Source organism: Vibrio nitrifigilis (genome assembly GCF_015686695.1).
Taxonomy (GTDB): domain Bacteria; phylum Pseudomonadota; class Gammaproteobacteria; order Enterobacterales; family Vibrionaceae; genus Vibrio; species Vibrio nitrifigilis.
In genome coordinates this window covers 1,623,023-1,641,670 of record NZ_JADPMR010000001.1, presented here as the reverse complement: position 1 = coordinate 1,641,670, position 18,648 = coordinate 1,623,023, and the positions used below count along the sequence as shown (strand labels likewise).

Below are 18,648 nucleotides of genomic sequence, written 5' to 3'. Positions count from 1 at the left end.
ATTGATGGAGAATTTTATCAATGAAAGCCGCGAACTGATTGAACATGCGACCAAAAGCTTTCTTGATTTAGAAAATAGCCCGAGCAATAGCGACATTATTAACGAGTTGTTTCGCGCGATTCACACCGTGAAAGGTGCATCGGGAGTGATTGAGAATATCGAATCTTTTACCCACTTAACGCATAAGATGGAAGATATCCTGCAGAAAGTGCGAGATGGGAAAATGTCACTCGATAGCAGCATGATCGATGTGTTTCTCAGCGGCTGCGACCAGCTGTTACTTTGGCTTGACGAACTTGAAACTCAAGAGCATCTCAATGAAGACGCAGCTCAAATCAGCAAACACATGATAGGCCAGTTCGAAGCGATTAACTCGGGTTCTAACACCATTGAAGATCGCCCTCAGCCAGAACAAGCTAATGAGCTCGATACGGTGAGTATCAACTGGCTCGCAGACAAATTAGGCCGGGAGCAGTTAGATGGTTTCGATCAAGTAGAGCAATACAACAACAGTTTACTCATCAAATATCAGCCAGATCCACAATGTTTTTTTTCTGGCGATGACCCACTCGCTTGGATGAAAAGCGTGAGCTCCCCTCTGTGGAAAAAAGTCATCCTGACCCCTGATACGGACCCGTTTGATATTTACCAAGCGCAGTTAACATTCTTTGTGCTTACATCCGCGGATGAGACAGAACTACGCCACAGTTTAGAACCGATAGAAAACCAATATGAACTCTATCGCTTTAAGCATGATGACGATTCGGTAGAAGAAGATATCGACAAACGTGTTGAATACGTCAAACGTATTGTCGCGCATCAAATCAATGTGCTACGTCATGAACAATCCACACCCGAAATTCGTCAAGGCACAATGCGTTCGGTGATTAAGGTATATAAATCACTCTGCTGCCAGATTATTGATCGGCCCGAGCCTATCCACGATGATATTGAACCAGAGCAATTAGTGAAGATGTTCGAGCGAATTGTTCAATCATTTGATGCCAATAGAGCCGTTATTGAAACTGAACAAATTGCGCCCGACATTCCCGCTTCCACCTCGGTCAATGACCAAATTGAGAAAGCGAAAAAGAAGCAGATTAAAACCCTGAAAGTTGACCAAGAGAAAGTCGATTTGCTGATGGATTTGGTCGGCGAATTAATTGTCGCAAAAAACTCGATGCAATACCTCGCATTTCGAGCTGAAAGCGAATTTGGCGTACGCAAACTAGCGCAAGACATTAAATCAGAACAAACGGTCATTTCTCGCCTTGCGGAAGATCTGCAATCCGTCGTCATGCAAGTGCGTATGGTACCAATGGCGACTGTATTCCAGCGTTACCCACGCCTCATTCGAGATATTTCTAAAAAATTGGGTAAACAAGTTGATCTCATTATTGAAGGTGAAGAAACCGAAGCAGATAAAAGCATTGTTGAGGACTTATCCGAACCATTAGTACACCTAATTCGCAATTCACTTGATCACGGCATAGAAATGCCTGAAGAGCGTGTTCGTAACGGTAAAAATCCGACCGGTAAAATTACCCTAAGCGCCTATACTCACGACGATTCAGTGATCATTAAAATCAGCGATGACGGAAAAGGCATCGATGAGTCGCGGGTTCGCACCAAGGCGTTAGAAAACAAATTGGTCGATCCAGCAAAGCTAGAGCGAATGTCACAACAAGAGGTTATCAATCTCATCTTTGAACCTGGTTTCTCCACAGCGGAAGCGGTGAGTGATTTGTCAGGGCGCGGCGTGGGAATGGATGCGGTACGTTCAGCCATTGAGCGTAACGGAGGCACATTGAGCCTCAGCTCTGAGCAGAATAAAGGCAGTGAAGTCACCATGATACTGCCTCTTTCGATGACCATTTCTCGAGTCATGATGTTTGAGCTGGCAGACCAATCTTTTGCTATTCCGATTGAAACGGTGATTCAAACGCTAAAAGTGGATCGCACCAAAGATATTCGCCGAGTCAAAAGCTTTGATACCTTCATATTACGCGGTGAAACCGTGCCTATTTTATACCTCAAAGATGTCTTTCAAATGGGAGAGCCATCCGACAAACCTGATATTCAACCCGTATTAGTGGTGAGGGTTGGTGATGATATTTTGGGCCTTGCAGTCGATAAATTACAAGAAGGACAAGATGTGATTATTAAACCACTTGAAGGGGCGTTATCACCGTTTTCTATCTATCGCGGCGCTGCGATTATGGGAGATGGGCGCGTTTTATTAGTATTAGACACTGAAGAGGTCGTTCGCCATGCCCATTGAATATAAGACACGCGTAGCACATTTGATCGATAGTGTTGCAGTCGAGGAAGCTCAAGAACTGTTCGAGTGGATAGAGAACACCCCTGCTTCTAGTATTAATCTTAAGCGCTGTTCTCATCTACATACATCGGTTTTACAAACCCTTATGTATGAAAAACCCAAAATTACGGCGTTGCCAACCGATCCATTGTTATTGAGCTGGCTAGTTGCTGCAGATATCGTTTCTCAAGGAGATTAATATGAGCAAAACCGTACTAATTATCGATGATTCTTCGACAGTTTTAATGAGTGTAGAGTCGATTTTGACTCGATTAGGACTCAAGGTTGAAAAAGCCCGCGATGGTGAAGAAGCCATTAATAAATTGAACAATGGCTGTCGCCCTAACCTCATCATTACCGACATTAATATGCCAAGAATGGATGGCATTACTTTCATCGGTAAAGCTCGCACCATGCCATCTTGCCGTTTTACACCTATTTTGGTGCTGACAACCGAACAAGAGCAGCAAAAACGTAATGAAGCACGAGCGAAGGGCGCGACAGGATACCTCGTAAAACCTGTCGCAGGCGAGCAGCTAAAAACTGTCATCAATCAAGTACTCCCGGGTAGTATTGCGTGAGGTGCGTATGGGTAGCTATTTATTCAACTGGTTAGATCATAAACATAAATTTAGATTAATCGTCTCACTCATAGTGCTGAGCTTAGCATCAGCTTTGGCGATACTGTATGCGCTGCCACTCATGCCCAGTTGGATGCATCTACCCGTAGCAGCCGTACTCATTTTTGCAGTGATGATTACCATGGTGCTGCATTTCTCGGAAAAATACGCTCACATGGTCAAACATGAACATCAAGCTGAAATGTGTAAACACCGAGAAACGGTCGCCTCTATTTGTGATTGGGTTGAAGAATATCGCGATCTAAACCGCGTCGTCGCCGACCACATTGAAAACGTAAACGGCGACGCACAAAAAGCGACCGAAGATATTCTCACTCATATCGCAGGGCTAGATGACGCTGCGGCTAATTTCACTCACTATCTAAAGGATATGGAGTTCGATTCTAAAAACATGATTGAAACGCTCGACGAGCACACACGAGTTATTTCTCATTTGGCTGATAATACTCGCAGTTTGATGGATAACATTCGTCACGAACGTGAAGAAGTAAACAACGTATTAAATCGTGTACTCGGGCTGAATGAAATCACCGATGTAATTGCCAACATTGCTAATGAAACGAATCTGTTAGCATTAAATGCGGCGATAGAAGCAGCACGCTGCGGCGAAGCAGGCCGAGGCTTCGCTGTTGTTGCAGATGAAGTCCGTAATCTTGCAATCCGATCGAGTGAAGCCACAGCACAAATTAGCCAAGAAATTGAGAGTTTGCGCAAAGATGTGACTGCCCGCTTTGAAAATGCCAATAAGGAAAGCAGTGAACAAACGGTGAAAGCCGATCAAATGATTGAATCAGTGCAGAGCTTACGCGAAAGCTTTAGCGCAGTACGTGAATTGAGCGAAAGCCAGATTACGCAAATTATTCTCTATACCAATGATCTGGAGCGTAATATTAGTGGCAGTATGGCGTGTACTCAGTTCCAAGACATTGTTCGTCAGAAACTCGATAGCATTGAGAGCTTAATGCGTGAAAAACATCTGCTCGTGGGTGACTTATTCAATGGAATGCGTATAAATGACCTACGAAGTCGAGAACTGGAATATACACAAACCCTAAGAAAGTTGGCGGATGAATATAAACACGATTTCGAAAGGCACTGTAATTATGCCGACGCCGGCTTTGGAGCGGTGAGCTCCGCCAGTTCATCTTTAGACAATGGACTACCAAAAGTCGAATTATTTTAGCCATTGTTTGATCAACCTAGAGTTTTTACTAAGCCACCTTAACATTAGGTGGCTTTTTGTTTAGAGTTCTAAACAACTCCGCTGTGTTATTTCAAGTCTTTCTTTTAATTAGACATATTATGTTCATATTCGCGGAGTATTTTTCTATTTAAGTCAGCTCATAAGGTTAATCATTACAATGAAAAAGCGACACGGATCATTTTTGGCTGTTGCACTATTAATAGCAGCAACAAGCAGTGTTCAAGCAAAAGATATTTGCCAAGAAAAAAGTTATGAAATGGCACTACGCTATCAGCAACAATCTGCGGAAATTGCCGCATTGCAACTGCAAACGTACCATTTTGCGCAACAGCGTCTGGCCACCATTTTGCAAGGGAAAAAAGACCACAACAAGCTTGCGGTGGTAATGGATCTTGATGAAACCATCCTAGATAACTCTGCTCTTCTCGTACGCGATATGCAGAACTGTCACGACTACACCAGTTGGGATACCTGGTCTGATTGGGAAATCAAAGGGAATCCAACATTAATTCCGGGTGCCAAAGCCTTTATTGATTACGCAAACTCACAAAATGTAAACGTGTATTATGTTTCCGACCGTTACAATGAAAATAAAAAATACACGATGCAAACCCTCACTAAATTAGGTTTACCTCAAGTTAAAGACGATCACGTATTATTATATGGCCTATCAAAACAGCAACGCCGCGATAATATTAGTAAAGATCATCAAATTATTATGCTAATGGGCGACAGCCTACCCGATGTCTCTGCTCAATTTAAAAATAAAAAAGACACCCACTATAATCGTGACTTAGTGAAGAAAAATGCTAAGCATTTCGGTGCAGATTGGATTGTCTTCCCTAACGCGAGCTATGGTGCTTGGACCAAAGCTAAACTAAACGCTTGGCAAGAAAAATAATATCCATATATTCGATATGATAGACACAAAAACGGCCCATTCGGGCCGTTTTCTTATGTTGCGGCTTACCTAGTTTATTGATGCCATGTAGGCACGCCAACTTCCGAATTGGGTGATTTCGGTAGCACCTTGCGTTGCACAAGGCTCACAGATAAATCCTGTTACCCAAGTTCCATCCTCAAGCTCGACACTGCCAAGACCTAATGGATGAGGGATTTGCGCAAGTAACTCACCAACACCGGCTTGATTAACCGTCCAAACTTCAACGTCGATAGTGCTGCCTTGCTGGTCATCACGAACCAACCCTGGACGATATGGAGGCCCGCCCGCTAACGCATAAAAACGATAATTGGGCGCGGTTTTTACCTTATGTTTTAACTCACCACCAATATTTTGCATTTGATGATTTAGCGGCAGCCCTTGCATATGAGCGCCACATACCATGATGTCCATCTTAGGCATGAGCGACTGTCCGGTCGCACCTAATGGTAAATTGGCATGAGTTTGCCACTCTTTAGCTAAGCCAATTAACCACGTATCCGTGAAAGCGCGTGTAAAGAGTGTGACACCGAAAGGTAACCCTTGTTCTGTCATCCCTGCAGGTACAGCGATTGCGGTATAATCCAACAAATTCATGAAATTAGTGTAGTAACCAATATTGCTATTAAGCGTAATAGGATCCGCATTTACTGCATCGATGGTATAAGTTGACCCCGCTGTTGGCGTCATCACCAAGTCTACATTTGCCATCAGCGCGTCACATTGCTGTTGGTAGGCTTGTAACTGGTAAATCGCTTTGAACGTATCAACTGCCGTCAGACCTTCTGCGCCACCAATAATGGTCTCAATCACAGGTAAACATTCTTTGCGATGCTCCTTAAAGAACGACTCGATAGCAGCATAACGCTCAGCGACCCACGGACCTTGATAAAGCAACTTAGCCGCTTCAACAAATGGTTTAAGGTCAAACGCCACAACTTCTGCACCAAGTTCAGTGAGCTTTTCAACGGCGAGGTCAAACTGCTTTTTATACGCATCGTTACCGAAAAATTCGAGATGGTCGCAGGTTGGCACCCCTATTTTTAAACCCGCAAAGCTCTCTAAAGGCTGCACATCGCTATCTACTTCACGGCTGTAACAATCTTGTTCATCAAATTGGCAGGCAACGGGGAACACATGCTCAATATCTTGCGCTGAACGCGCAAAGATCGTCACACAATCAAGACTCTTACATGCCGGTACAACACCGCTACAACTAAGTGCTCCACGAGTGCCTTTCAATCCGTAAAGGTTATTAAAGGCAGCAGGAACGCGGCCTGACCCAGCCGTGTCTGTACCGAGTGAAAAATAAACTTGTCCTAACGCCACGGATACTGCGCTGCCAGAGCTCGACCCACCCGACACATAATCTGGATTAAAGCTGTTTTTTGCTGCGCCCCACGGGCTGCGTGTTCCTACAAGCCCCGTTGCAAATTGGTCGAGATTGGTTTTTCCCAATGGCACAGCGCCAGCGGCAATCAATTGTGCTACAACAAATGCGCTCTCTTGTGGCTGGTAACGATACGCTTCGCACCCTGCGGTGGTAGGTAAGTCCACCAAATCAATATTATCTTTAATCGCAAACGGCACACCATAAAGTGGCAGACTTTCCGGCTCAATACTTTCTAGTTGTGCAATGTAACGCTCTAGTTGCGCTTCGCTTAGTAACGACAACCATGCATTATGGGTATCTTGTTGCGCCGCCTGCCAGCAACTTACCAGCACATCACGAACACCAATGCTTTTGGATACATACCCTTCAAGCAACTGCTCGATGGTTATTGGTAAGGTTTGAATTGTTTGGGTCATCACGCTGCTCCTTCGCTTGATGGCTGTGTGTTAATTACGATAAGTGGCTGACCTGCATGTACTTGTTCTCCAGCTTGATGACACAATACATCGATCGTTCCAGACACCGGCGCCGTCACTTCTAGTTCCATCTTCATCGCTTCTAGCACCATGATGACGTCGCCCTCGTTTACCTTCTGTCCCTCTTCCACCAGCGTTTGCCAGATATTGCCAGCCACATGGCTCTCGACCACTTCTTGACCCGCTTTTAGTTCCATCGCAGCATCTTCAGCGACATCGCCTTCTTCAGCGACAAAGTCGGCTTGGCCAGTGGCAATCCAACGTTGGCGCTCAGCTTCAAATGCCGTTTGCTGTCTGACTTTACACTGATGAATTTCCTCACTGTGCTCCGCCACCAACGCGTCGTAGTCGGCTAGCGAGAATGTCGTTTCTTCGATTTCCAGTGGGTATTGGCCGAGTGGATGTTTCTCGCGGATATCCAACAGTTCTTCAGCGCTGACTTCGTAGAATTGAATCTGGTCAAAAAAGCGTAGCAACCACGGTTGAGTAAATTCTTGAGTGCGGCGATAACGGTTCCACATTTGCAGGGTGCGACCAACAAATTGATAGCCACCAGGGCCTTCCATACCGTATACACAAAGATAAGCACCACCGATACCCACTGCATTTTCCGGCGTCCAAGTTCGGGCTGGATTGTACTTAGTGGTCACGAGTCGATGACGCGGGTCCATTGGCGTTGCAACTGGCGCACCAAGGTAAACATCTCCGAGTCCCATTACTAAATAGCTGGCATCAAAGAGGATCTTCTTCACGTCATCCACCGAATCCAGACCGTTAATTCGACGAATAAATTCAATGTTATCCGGACACCATGGCGCATCCTTGCGTACCAGTTCATCGTATTTACGGATCGCTAAACGCGTTGCATGGTCATCCCAAGAAAGCGGTAACCGCACAATACGTGCTGGGACACTCATGGTATCGATATCTTCAAGCTGCGCTTCAATATCTTCCAACAGACTCAACAATTCAGCACGTGGTAAGGTCAGGTTATCAAAGTGAATTTGCAGAGAACGAATCCCGGGAGTCAGTTCGTGAATACCACTAATATTCATCTCTTCAAGTTTAAGCATCAATGCATGCACGCGAAAACGTAGTCGAATATCGAGAACTTGCGGACCATACTCAATCAACAAGAAATCTTCACCACTAGGGCGATACACCACTTCCTCCCCGTAACGCGACGCAGGAATGGTCTTAATAATCGGCGTCGTAATCTTTTCAGCGGTGAGTGCAGTCGATTGCCATTGCAGCGCATCGATTTGCGCATTTTGTTGGCGCTCAGCTTGTTCGGCTTGCTCAAGTGATACCGGAATAAAGTGCACTTTATCCCCGGCTTTAAGCTGCCCCATTTTCCATAAATCCGCTTTAATAATGGTCGCCGGACACACAAAGCCACCCAAACTTGGGCCATCGGGGCCTAAAATCACTGGCATATCACCAGTAAAATCAATGGTGCCCACTGCATACGCATTATCGTGAATATTGGACGGATGCAAACCGGCTTCTCCACCATCAGCACGTGCCCAATTGGGTTTAGGACCGACTAAACGAACACCCGTGCGGCTAGAGTTAAAATGCACTTTCCACGTTGCAGCAAAAAACGTATCCATGTCTTCTTGAGTGAAGAAATCGGGCGCGCCGTGCGGGCCATACATGACATGGATTTGCCATTCATCTTCAAACTCAGGTAATGATGTACTGCGCTCGGCTAATTCCGGATTCATCGGTTCGGAGCTCACATGAAGCACGTCACCAGCTCGAATGGCTCGGCCAGCGTGACCACCAAACAGCCCCAAGGTAAAGGTAGCGCGACTGCCCAGATATTCCGGGCATTCAATGCCACCTTCGATAGCGAGATAACTGCGCGCACCTGAGCTATCGATATGGCCAAGTTTAAGGGTCTGCCCTGCTTTGGCTAAATAGACCTTACCCATAGTGAGCGCCTCACCATCGAGTTTGGCGTCAATGATCGCCCCAGTCAGAACGAACTGTTTGTCGCAGTTAAATTTAAGCGTTGGACCTGAGATGATCATTTCTAATGCCGCGCAATTGCCGGCATTGTCCAATAATTGATTGGCTAGACGAAAACTCACACTGTCCATTGGCCCAGAAGGCGGCACACCGATATGCCAATAGCCAACCCGGCCAGGAAAGTCTTGAATGGTTGTCTGTGTACCGCCGCTTAGAACATCAAATGTGCTTGGCTGGTAAGTAAAATCATTCAGTGTATGAGTTAATACAGTGCCTTGTTGAACAGCGTCAATGGCAATTAACTGGGCCAAATATGCTTGGTTATGCTCAACGCCATAAATTGAGATATCGCGCAGCGCAGCGGCCATTTTGTCCAGCGAATCTTGGCGGTCATTGCCATGCACAATCACTTTCGCCAACATCGGATCGAAAAATGGCGACACTTCAACGCCCGCTTCAATCCAATGCTCAATACGTAGCCCAGGGGTCGTTGGCCATTGCACATAAGACAATAATCCGGCACAAGGCTGAAACTGTTTATTGGCATCTTCCGCATATAAACGCACCTGCATGGAGTGACCATTGGCAGATAAGGCTTGATGATCATTGTAATACCAATCGCCCGCGCCCAAAGAGACCATCCAGTCAACCAAATCAATGCCATAGACTTCTTCTGTCACACCATGTTCGACTTGGAGACGGGTATTCACTTCTAAGAAATAAAACGCATGAGTTTGCTGGTCGAGAATAAATTCTACGGTGCCTGCATTGCGATAATTGACCGCTTCGGCCAGACGCACTGCCGTATTGTGCAGCGCATGACGTGTTTCGTCAGAAAGGTGCGGTGCCGGACACTCTTCAATCACTTTCTGGTTACGACGTTGCGCAGAACAATCTCGCTCGCCAATCGCTAATACGTGACCAGCTCCATCACCAAAAATTTGCACTTCAACATGACGCGCTTCCTCAATGTATTTTTCAAGGAACAGCCCACCATTACTAAAATTGTTTTCACTCAGACGTTTTACTGAATCATAAGCCGCGTTTAATTCTTGCGCGCTATAACAGCGCTGCATCCCAATACCGCCGCCACCAGCCGTGCTTTTTAGCATGACGGGATAACCGATTTTTTCCGCTTCACTTATTGCTTGCTCGCAGCTGTCGAGAAGTTCAGTCCCAGGAAGAAGTGGGACATTCGCGTTTAACGCAATGGTGCGAGCGGAATGCTTTAAGCCAAATTCACGGATCTGCTTCGGTGTTGGGCCTAAAAAGACTAAGCCTTCTTGTTCGCAGCGCTCAACAAATTCAGGGTTTTCACTTAAAAAGCCATAACCAGGGTGAATCGCGCTCACTTCGTGCTGTTTCGCGATCGCTATGATTTTATCGATATCAAGATAAGTCGCACTTGCGCCACCTTCACCTAATGAATAGGTTTCATCAGCCGCAGTAACATGCAGACTCTGTGCATCCGCCTCGCTATACACTGCCACGCTCGTGATGTTCATTCGTTTTAACGTACGAATAATACGGCACGCAATCGCACCTCGGTTAGCAATCAGTACCTTTTGTAACATAATTCAGTTCCCAAAGACCGGGTCGTCCCGGTGGTCGCTTCGCGTGAGTTTTAGAGGTCGTCCCCTACGCGTCGTACCCTGTGCTGGGGGTTTGCATTTACTTTGATGCTCAATCCCAGATCAGTAATTCAACTGGCGTTGGATTGTATGCATTACATGGGTTATTGAGCTGTGGACAGTTAGAAATCAACACCAAAATATCCATATGAGCTTTCATTTCGACGTATTTACCCGGAGCGCTAATGCCATCTTCAAACGTCAAGCCGCCCTCTTCAGTAATAGGCACGTTCATAAAGAAATTGATGTTATGAGTGATGTCACGCTTGTCCATACCCAGCTCAGGATGCTCACTGAGTGCCAGCAACCAGATGTCACGACAAGCATGCATGCACTTGCGCTCAATCGCATAGCGAACTGTGTTGCTTTCTGTGGCACACGCACCGCCTAAGGTGTCATGACGGCCACACGTATCCGCAACGATTTCTAGCAACACATTCCCTTGGTCAGACAACAATTTGGTCCCTGTAGACAAATAAACATTGCCCTGCTCGCGGATGGTATCGACCGCACTGTAATGCTCAGCCGTGTTACGAGCGTTATAAAACAGCGTATCCGCTGCTTGGTTACCTTCTGAGTCCAAGATGCGAAATGTTTGACCCTTTTTCACTTCTTTTAGGTAGTAATCACCCGCAGGCAACACATCACGACACACGGCTTGTTCTGGGTGTAATTGGCTTTCAACGATCATGACAAGGTCTCCTTAGTGAGTCAGTAAATCTGCAGTGAAATGGTAACGACGGTTGTTTTCAAAACCACGACGGTTTTCTGGTCGATAGTTCAAACATACATCGTCTTCTTGCATTGGTGCGGCCTTCGCGACCGATACTTCAACTGGCTTGTAAGGGTAGTCAGTGGCAGGATTCATAGGATGCGGACATGTCGTAAAGACCACTAAAGTATCCATTTCGATACGTAGCTCAATGATGTCCCCTGCTTTACTATGCTCTGGGGTGTAGTGCATCATGCCTTCACTGTCGGTCGATACCTTGGTAAAGAGATTAAGGTTAGCCGCGATATCGCGTTGCCCTAGCCCATATTTTGCTACTTCCACCAACAAAGCGTCATAACCGTTTTGTTTCCAATGGTTGCGCTCGTGTTGATAATCACGATCGCCCCACTTATCAGCGACTTTTTTCTTATTCGCCACACCTGTCACGGTATCAATCCAACCCGTGTCGTCACGAACAATAGAAGCAAACACACGTCCCATATCGGAATATAGGCAATTACCAGTGGTTAATTTAAAGGTGTGCTGGCATTTCAATGTATCGGGCGCGTTGTAGCGCTCCAACAAATTCTTTGGATTGTAAAACAGCACGCTTAAATTCGCGCCGCCTTCGACGTCTTTCAAACGTAACGTGTGACCTTTCGGAATCACCATTGACCAGTGCGAAGCACCTGGAATTAAATCGGTTAAGAGTGGTTCAAAATTTGATGACATTTCACATTCTCCTTTTGCTTTAATATGTCACAGACTAAAGTGACATTGTCACCTAACGCAATGACGCAAGAAATTACGATAGACCAATGTCTTGAGTGCAGACTCGCCTCGTCTCAGTACAAAATTTACTGTGAATAAGACAGAACTTAACGGGAAGAGTGGCGCAAGTCGTCAATGACCAATAAATGGGATCAAACAGACATAGACAGCCATTGACTAATAATTTGGCTGTCGAAGTAAACGTTGTTTTAATTAGATAACGGATAGTATGCATAAGAACCTCTATTTTTCATCACATGACGTTCGCCATACGGGTAACTTCTCAAGCTCACGCTTGGTTAATCTCCCGGGCTTTTGTCCCGCCGTGTGACCTCATAAATAGAGGTTGACAACTCTCGGACCAGACACTGCTTTTGCAGCCGGAACCCTAGATGTCCTTTGAACAGATTGTGGTATAGGTTTGACTAACTGAACCAACCATAAGATAGATACAGTTCTCGTCTACCAACGAATTAGAGTTAGCAAACTTGATGCCAACTCCAGTAATCGCATACCAGCTAAACTGAATATTAATAATATAAGTGCATGATTATTAGTTCATTAAATTAGCCATGAGTGTTGCTAATAGACACATTATCCCGATTAAACAGACTCAGCTCATCGCTCGTTGCGCCCTTAATTTCGTTCAATACGCTTCATATCAGTGCATACCTGCACCAAAAAAACACAATAAGTATTACCAATTACAAATACAGTAATACTATAAAACCCAGTTAAATACATTTAATTCAATTAGTTAAATAATTAATTACCATATTGGAACAATGATTGCTTATGATATCAGTATTACTAATTTTAACATTAGTAATACCACAACAAGAAACATAACCTAATAAAACTCACATTTAAGGAAAAATTATGTTTGGAGTAAGGAAACCTTCTTTAATTAAACGCACCCTTTTAAAGGCCCTCATTCCAGTGATGGCATCGATGGCCGCCTTTGCAACTCAAGCCGAAACGTTAAAAATTGGCTATAGCGACTGGCCTGGCTGGGTTGCATGGCAAGTTGCAATTGATAAAGGTTGGTTTGATAAAGCTGGCGTCGATGTCGATTTTGAATGGTTTGATTACTCAGCCTCTATCGATGCGTTCGCTGCGGGCCGAGTGGATGCGGTGACGATGACCAATGGCGATGCTCTGGTTACTGGTGCCAGCGGTGCAAAAAGCCGCATGATTTTGGTGACCGACTATTCAAATGGTAACGATATGATCATCGGCAAGCCGGGCATTCGCAGTATTAAAGATCTGAAAGGCAAAAAAGTAGCCGTAGAAAAAGGCTTTGTAGAACATCTTTTACTCCTTAAAGGCTTAGAACAGAACGGCATGAAAGAATCTGACGTGCAGATCGTCAACGCAAAAACCAACGAACTGCCACAAGTATTAGCCTCTGGCGAAGTCTCTGCAATCGGTGCTTGGCAACCTGTTTCTGGGCAATCAATGAAATACACCCCAGGTGCACGTCCTATCTACACATCAGCAGATGAACCGGGATTAATCTACGATGCACTTGCTGTTAACCCTGCTAGCGTAGCCCAACACCGTGCCGATTGGCTCAAAGTGGTGAAAGTATGGAATAAAGTTGTCGCTTATATTAACGATCCTAAGACCCGTGATGACGCTGTAAAAATCATGGCAGCTCGTGTTGGCGTCACACCAAAAGAATATTTACCTATTTTGAAAGGCACCCGTCTACTTAACCTAAAAGAAGGGATGAAAGTGATGCACAAAGGCGACACATTTGAGTCACTTTACGGATCTTCTGCTATTTCCGACAAATTTAACGTCGACAACGGCGTGTATACACAGCCGCAAAAAATCGCGTCATACATTGATGATTCTTTAACTAAAGCAGCACTTAAATAATCTCAACCAGTAATAAAATGGAGTAGTAGGAATGAGTAAAATGCAATGGTTCGCGGTGAGAACCGAGTTAGATCCAAAGAAAAGGTTAGTATTGGGAACCCTCTCATTCCTGCTACCCATATTGATTTGGGCAGCCGTTAGCTACCTACCCTTTATTTGGCATCCAAAAATGGAAGTCACACAACCCGGTGGGGTTGATTATTTCCAAGTGGGGATGCTAGTCGATAAATCTCTGTTTGCCGATGAAAGCAAACGCATGGCGGAGCAACACCTCGCACTGCCGCAAGGAAACCCGGCCAACCCAGTCTATTTACCTGGCCCGATTGAAGTTGCGAAAGCCTTGTATCACGGTTTTACCCAAAAACCGCTCCAACCGGGAGCACCTTGGCTGCACGAAAGCCTTTGGCATAGTATTCAAATTATTTTTTGGGGATTTGTCATTTCCTCCATCATCGGCGTGCCTTTAGGCATTATTTGCGGCACATACACCGCAATATCGCGACTTTTCGAACCCTTTATTGAATTTTTCCGTTACTTGCCAGCACCTGCTTTTGGCGCATTGGCAGTGGCGATCTTAGGTATTTACGATGGCCCTAAAATCACCATCATTATTATCGGCACCTTATTCCAACAAGTGCTGATCATTGCCAACACCGCGCGTAAGTTTGATTTCACCCTACTTGAGGCAGCACTTACTTTAGGCACTAAGAAACGACATTTACTCACCAAAGTGGTCATTCCGGGGATTTTGCCTGACTTGTATCGAGACCAACGTATTTTGCTCGGTTGGGCCTGGACTTATCTGATCGTTGCCGAACTTATCGGTACGAGTAGTGGTATCACTTGGTATATCACGCAGCAAGCGCGCTACCAACATTTCGATAATGTCTTCGCTGCCATTTTCATCATCGGCTTTATCGGTCTTGGCTGCGATATTTTACTCGGTTTACTTGGCAAAAAACTCTTCCCATGGGTTGTCACTAACAAAGCTTAATCGGCTAGCAAGGAATGACTATGCAAAACACTACAGCACTCCCAAGTTATTTGGATCAATCGGAACAAGTGCGCGCACGTTTTGATGCGATTAAGCAACGCCCGGTTATTTTAGATGTCAAAGATCTATGTAAAAGCTATCCATCCCATCAAGGCACCGTCGAAGCGCTAAGAAATGTTAATTTTCAGATTCATCGCCGTGAGTTTGTCTGCGTGATCGGACCATCGGGTTGCGGTAAATCCAGCCTGATTCGCACGCTGGCAGGATTAGAAACCGTCACCTCTGGCGAAATTCTTATCGATGGCAAACCTGTTGACGGACCAGGACAAGACCGCGGCATGGTGTTCCAAGGTTACACCTTATTCCCATGGCTGACGGTGAAGAAAAACGTCATGTTCGGTTTAGAACGGGCCGGTAAAAGCAAGATGGAAGCGGAATCTGATGCACTAATGTGGCTCGATTTAGTCGGCCTTGAATCTTTCGCCGATCACTACCCTCACCAACTTTCAGGGGGGATGAAGCAGCGTGTGGCTATTGCGCGCTCGCTCGCGACTCAACCTCGCATGTTGTTGATGGATGAACCGTTTGGCGCGTTGGACGCCCAAACGCGCACTAAAATGCAATCTCACCTGCTCGATATTTGGAAAAACATCGATATCACGGTGCTATTTATTACTCACGATCTCGATGAAGCGGTCTTCCTTGCCGATCGCATTTTGGTCTTGAAAGCACACCCGGGGGAAGTACAAGAATTGATTGAGGTTCCCGTTCCCCACCCTCGTTCTTTAGATCAACTTAATTCTCCCGAGTTCTTAGCCACTCGCGCCCGGGTGGATGAACTTATTCATCCGCCAGTAAACGAAGAAGACGAGCTGGACATTAGTTCACGCATCATTCGTCTCACAAACGTCAACGATAATGTGATTTAAGGAATGTCTCATGGACTGGGCAGAACTTAGCTGGGAAGAGATTCCCGATGTATTAAAAGCCGTTAATGGAGCAGCATTGTTACCGATTGGTGCCACTGAGCAACATGGCCCTCACCTTGCGTGTGGCGTCGACACTGTAGTGGCCAAAACGGTATGTGACGCGGTATCAACACGCACGCATGTCCCGGTATTACCGGCGATGCCTTATGGCTGCTCTTTAGGCCATAGTAGCAAATGGCCGGGGACCATCTCCCTTGATCCAGTGATGCTTATTCAACTGGTAAAGCAAATTGGTGATTGGGCTTATAAAAGTGGGGTTAGACGCCTATTTTTAGTCAATGGTCATGTCACTAACGAAGCGCCTTTGCGCTGCGCACTGGAAATGCTGCGCGCACAATACAGTGACTTAATGGTGAATTTAACCTGCACTGGCAAAATGTCACCTCGCGTCGATCAATTCCATCATGCGGATGCCATAGATTGGCATGCTAATGATGCCGAAACCTCATTAATGATGGCCGTTGCGCCTGAGCAGGTTCGCAGTCACGATTTCGTCCGAGCTGATGATCCTGACCGCACCCAAGATTTGGTCTTTGCTCATCCTGTTAATCACACCAGTTTAAATGGAGTTACCGGTTTTCCAAGTCAAGCAAGTTTAGACAAAGGGAAACAAGGCTTTGCGTGGATGGTGGAAGATTTAACCGCCATCGTCGAACACGGCATCAATGAATGTGCGCCGTTAACGTCTTAACAGTCATTATCAAAAATTCACCTAACTTTAAATTTATCATCAGGCTAGACCTATCACGTCAGTCTTAATCGGTAAGGATACCCTATGTACACAGCAGAACAGATCACCACAATACAAAACGACCTCAAACAGAAAGGTGTGAAGTATTGTATTGGCGCTTATGTCGATATTCACGGCGTCCAAAAAGGTAAAGTCGTGCCTATTGACCACCTTCCACAAATGATGAAAGGCTCCGAACGTTACACGGGCTACGCGCTCGATGGGCTTGGGCAAGCACCAAACGATGAAGAGCTGGTCTCCATTCCTGATCTCAGCAAAATCATTCAGTTGCCATGGGAACCTAAATTGGCTTGGATGCCTGCCGATCTGCATTTTCAAGATAAGCCGTATGAACTGAGTACCCGTGTTGCGCTCAAACGTCAACTTGCGGCCGCCAAAGAACTTGGCTTTGGCATGAACCTAGGTATTGAATGTGAAATTTACTTACTTGATCGTGATGAGCAGACTGGCAAAGTGTCTGTCCCTGTTAAGCGCGATAATCTCACCAAACCTTGTTATGACATTCAAGGCTTTGTTGATAATTTCTCATGGCTCGATAAAGTGGCTTCCACCATCAACGATTTGGGTTGGGACCTGTATTCGTTCGATCATGAAGACGCCAACGGTCAATTTGAATTCGATTTTAAATACGCCGATGCACTAGAAACCTGTGATCGCTTAACCTTCTTCCGTTTTATGGCAAAACATTTTGCCGATGGTGAAGGCTTGGTTGCAACCATGATGCCAAAACCCTTTGCGGATAAAACCGGTAATGGCGCTCACTTCAATATGTCTCTCTATGATATTGAAACCAAAGAAAACCTATTTGAGTGTGACCCAGCCGATGATCCTCGTGGTTTAGGCCTAACACCGCTGGGCTATCACTTCATTGGTGGCATATTGAAACACGGCCGCGCCCTGTGTGCTGCTTTTGCTCCCACCGTCAACAGCTATAAGCGCTTGGTTCGTCGCGGTGAAATGGCAACATTTTCTTGGGCTCCTGTATTTAACTCCTACGGTTCTAATAACCGCACTAACTCAGTGCGCGTGCCATTTAAAGGCGGCCGCTGTGAATCGCGCAACGCAGATGGTGCGGTTAACCCTTACCTAGCATGTAGCCTAGCACTTGCTGCCGGCTTAGAAGGTATTCGTGAACAAATTGACCCAGGCCATCCAAATGAGGATAACCTTTACGAAATCAATGATACAGAACGCAGAGATAGAGGGATTGAATTTCTTCCTCATACGCTGCAAGATGCAGTAGAAGCGTTTGCAACGGATCCTTTGGTGGAAGAAACCCTAGGCACAGAACTAAAACAAGAGTTTATCCGCTACAAAACTCTAGAATGGGAAGCGTACCATCTAACCATCAGTGAGTGGGAACGCGAACGTTACATGGACATGTTTTAATTATTGAAGGTATTTACATGACACAACAGGCCGATAAGCCCTCTAGTTCTGTAAGTCGCATCAGTGTCTCTATGGACCCTGAGGTGTTGAACGAACTAGATGATATGGTGGAACTAAGAGGTTACAGCAGCCGCTCCCAAGCCATCAGCGACATGGTCAATCAGCAATTGATTGAACAAAAAGCTCAGCTCGGCACCAATGTCATGGTTGGAACGATTACCCTTTTTTATGATCGCAATACACGTGGATTACAAAAGCGCTTGAGTGATCTGCAGTTCGAACACATTGATGAGGTGATCAGCTCATTACACGTGCATCTAACTGAAGATAAAATCATGGAAGTGATTTTGGTTCAGGGGCCAGCGAATACTCTGCAAGACATCATCGATAAATTTTCGATCTTAAAAGGCGTGATATCCGCCAAACTGCAATTGATGGCTGAGGCAACGGCAATCTTGCCTCCCCTACACAGCAAATAACATCAATAATAGGCCAAACGTTCGTTTGGCCTATCGTTTTACTACGCCAGATTAGGCTCAGTTGATCGAGATCATCACAAGTTCGAATAATCATACTTTT

The 18,648-nt window shown here is 45.6% G+C and carries 15 protein-coding genes and 1 riboswitch; of the genes, 11 read left to right on the top strand and 4 right to left on the bottom strand.

What is annotated here, in order from left to right:
• Positions 1 to 4: 4 nt before the first annotated feature.
• The 5 genes from I1A42_RS07425 to I1A42_RS07405 all read left to right on the top strand — a co-directional run bounded on the left by I1A42_RS07425 (position 5) and on the right by I1A42_RS07405 (position 5,066).
• Positions 5 to 2,281: a chemotaxis protein CheA gene (locus I1A42_RS07425; protein ID WP_196123792.1), complete on the top strand. Its 2,277-nt coding sequence runs from the start codon at positions 5 to 7 to the stop codon at positions 2,279 to 2,281.
• The gene (locus tag I1A42_RS07420) at positions 2,271 to 2,519 is read left to right on the top strand and encodes a hypothetical protein (protein ID WP_196123085.1); all 249 of its coding nucleotides are present in this window, start codon (positions 2,271 to 2,273) and stop codon (positions 2,517 to 2,519) included. The genes I1A42_RS07425 and I1A42_RS07420 overlap by 11 nt, the downstream gene beginning before the upstream one ends.
• Position 2,520: 1 nt before the next feature.
• Positions 2,521 to 2,901 carry a response regulator gene (locus I1A42_RS07415; RefSeq protein ID WP_161155204.1) on the top strand — a complete coding sequence of 127 codons (381 nt, stop codon included), beginning with the start codon at positions 2,521 to 2,523 and terminating at the stop codon, positions 2,899 to 2,901.
• A 214-nt stretch (positions 2,902 to 3,115) separates the two neighbouring features.
• A complete protein-coding gene (locus I1A42_RS07410; protein WP_408063525.1) occupies positions 3,116 to 4,144 on the top strand; it encodes a methyl-accepting chemotaxis protein in 1,029 nt (342 codons plus the stop codon).
• 178 nt (positions 4,145 to 4,322) lie between these two features.
• Positions 4,323 to 5,066, top strand: coding sequence for a 5'-nucleotidase, lipoprotein e(P4) family (locus I1A42_RS07405; protein ID WP_196123083.1), 744 nt, complete (start codon positions 4,323 to 4,325; stop codon positions 5,064 to 5,066).
• A gap of 69 nt (positions 5,067 to 5,135) precedes the next feature.
• Here I1A42_RS07405 and atzF read toward each other — a convergent pair whose 3' ends face one another.
• The 4 genes from atzF to I1A42_RS07385 form a co-directional block, all read right to left on the bottom strand.
• On the bottom strand, positions 5,136 to 6,914 hold the full coding sequence (gene atzF, locus I1A42_RS07400; RefSeq protein WP_196123082.1) for an allophanate hydrolase: 1,779 nt from the start codon (positions 6,912 to 6,914) through the stop codon (positions 5,136 to 5,138).
• On the bottom strand, positions 6,914 to 10,522 hold the full coding sequence (uca, locus tag I1A42_RS07395) for an urea carboxylase (protein ID WP_196123081.1): 3,609 nt from the start codon (positions 10,520 to 10,522) through the stop codon (positions 6,914 to 6,916). Before uca ends, atzF begins: the two co-directional genes overlap by 1 nt.
• Positions 10,523 to 10,631: 109 nt before the next feature.
• Positions 10,632 to 11,270, bottom strand: coding sequence for an urea amidolyase associated protein UAAP2 (locus I1A42_RS07390; protein ID WP_196123080.1), 639 nt, complete (start codon positions 11,268 to 11,270; stop codon positions 10,632 to 10,634).
• 12 nt (positions 11,271 to 11,282) lie between these two features.
• Positions 11,283 to 12,023, bottom strand: coding sequence for an urea amidolyase associated protein UAAP1 (locus I1A42_RS07385; protein ID WP_196123079.1), 741 nt, complete (start codon positions 12,021 to 12,023; stop codon positions 11,283 to 11,285).
• A gap of 341 nt (positions 12,024 to 12,364) precedes the next feature.
• Positions 12,365 to 12,465, bottom strand: a riboswitch (guanidine-I (ykkC/yxkD leader).
• A 476-nt stretch (positions 12,466 to 12,941) separates the two neighbouring features.
• On the opposite strand from I1A42_RS07385, the gene I1A42_RS07380 reads away from it, so the two are divergent.
• The 6 genes from I1A42_RS07380 to nikR all read left to right on the top strand — a co-directional run bounded on the left by I1A42_RS07380 (position 12,942) and on the right by nikR (position 18,548).
• On the top strand, positions 12,942 to 13,946 hold the full coding sequence (locus tag I1A42_RS07380; protein ID WP_196123078.1) for an ABC transporter substrate-binding protein: 1,005 nt from the start codon (positions 12,942 to 12,944) through the stop codon (positions 13,944 to 13,946).
• Between the two features lie 31 nt (positions 13,947 to 13,977).
• Positions 13,978 to 14,940: an ABC transporter permease gene (locus I1A42_RS07375; protein ID WP_161155220.1), complete on the top strand. Its 963-nt coding sequence runs from the start codon at positions 13,978 to 13,980 to the stop codon at positions 14,938 to 14,940.
• A 20-nt stretch (positions 14,941 to 14,960) separates the two neighbouring features.
• On the top strand, positions 14,961 to 15,869 hold the full coding sequence (locus tag I1A42_RS07370) for an ABC transporter ATP-binding protein (protein WP_196123077.1): 909 nt from the start codon (positions 14,961 to 14,963) through the stop codon (positions 15,867 to 15,869).
• Between the two features lie 10 nt (positions 15,870 to 15,879).
• The gene (locus I1A42_RS07365; RefSeq protein ID WP_196123076.1) at positions 15,880 to 16,620 is read left to right on the top strand and encodes a creatininase family protein; all 741 of its coding nucleotides are present in this window, start codon (positions 15,880 to 15,882) and stop codon (positions 16,618 to 16,620) included.
• A gap of 84 nt (positions 16,621 to 16,704) precedes the next feature.
• Positions 16,705 to 18,069, top strand: coding sequence for a type III glutamate--ammonia ligase (gene glnT, locus I1A42_RS07360; protein ID WP_196123075.1), 1,365 nt, complete (start codon positions 16,705 to 16,707; stop codon positions 18,067 to 18,069).
• 17 nt (positions 18,070 to 18,086) lie between these two features.
• Positions 18,087 to 18,548, top strand: a complete 462-nt coding sequence (gene nikR / locus I1A42_RS07355) for a nickel-responsive transcriptional regulator NikR (protein WP_196123074.1) — start codon at positions 18,087 to 18,089, stop codon at positions 18,546 to 18,548.
• Positions 18,549 to 18,648: the final 100 nt, after the last annotated feature.

Coding starts and splice junctions, on each gene's coding strand:
- I1A42_RS07425 (WP_196123792.1), top strand. CDS start 5: ATGGAGAATTTTATCAATGAAAGCCGCGAACTGATTGAACATGCGACC.
- I1A42_RS07420 (WP_196123085.1), top strand. CDS start 2,271: ATGCCCATTGAATATAAGACACGCGTAGCACATTTGATCGATAGTGTT.
- I1A42_RS07415 (WP_161155204.1), top strand. CDS start 2,521: ATGAGCAAAACCGTACTAATTATCGATGATTCTTCGACAGTTTTAATG.
- I1A42_RS07410 (WP_408063525.1), top strand. CDS start 3,116: ATGGTCAAACATGAACATCAAGCTGAAATGTGTAAACACCGAGAAACG.
- I1A42_RS07405 (WP_196123083.1), top strand. CDS start 4,323: ATGAAAAAGCGACACGGATCATTTTTGGCTGTTGCACTATTAATAGCA.
- atzF (WP_196123082.1), bottom strand. CDS start 6,914: ATGACCCAAACAATTCAAACCTTACCAATAACCATCGAGCAGTTGCTT.
- uca (WP_196123081.1), bottom strand. CDS start 10,522: ATGTTACAAAAGGTACTGATTGCTAACCGAGGTGCGATTGCGTGCCGT.
- I1A42_RS07390 (WP_196123080.1), bottom strand. CDS start 11,270: ATGATCGTTGAAAGCCAATTACACCCAGAACAAGCCGTGTGTCGTGAT.
- I1A42_RS07385 (WP_196123079.1), bottom strand. CDS start 12,023: ATGTCATCAAATTTTGAACCACTCTTAACCGATTTAATTCCAGGTGCT.
- I1A42_RS07380 (WP_196123078.1), top strand. CDS start 12,942: ATGTTTGGAGTAAGGAAACCTTCTTTAATTAAACGCACCCTTTTAAAG.
- I1A42_RS07375 (WP_161155220.1), top strand. CDS start 13,978: ATGAGTAAAATGCAATGGTTCGCGGTGAGAACCGAGTTAGATCCAAAG.
- I1A42_RS07370 (WP_196123077.1), top strand. CDS start 14,961: ATGCAAAACACTACAGCACTCCCAAGTTATTTGGATCAATCGGAACAA.
- I1A42_RS07365 (WP_196123076.1), top strand. CDS start 15,880: ATGGACTGGGCAGAACTTAGCTGGGAAGAGATTCCCGATGTATTAAAA.
- glnT (WP_196123075.1), top strand. CDS start 16,705: ATGTACACAGCAGAACAGATCACCACAATACAAAACGACCTCAAACAG.
- nikR (WP_196123074.1), top strand. CDS start 18,087: ATGACACAACAGGCCGATAAGCCCTCTAGTTCTGTAAGTCGCATCAGT.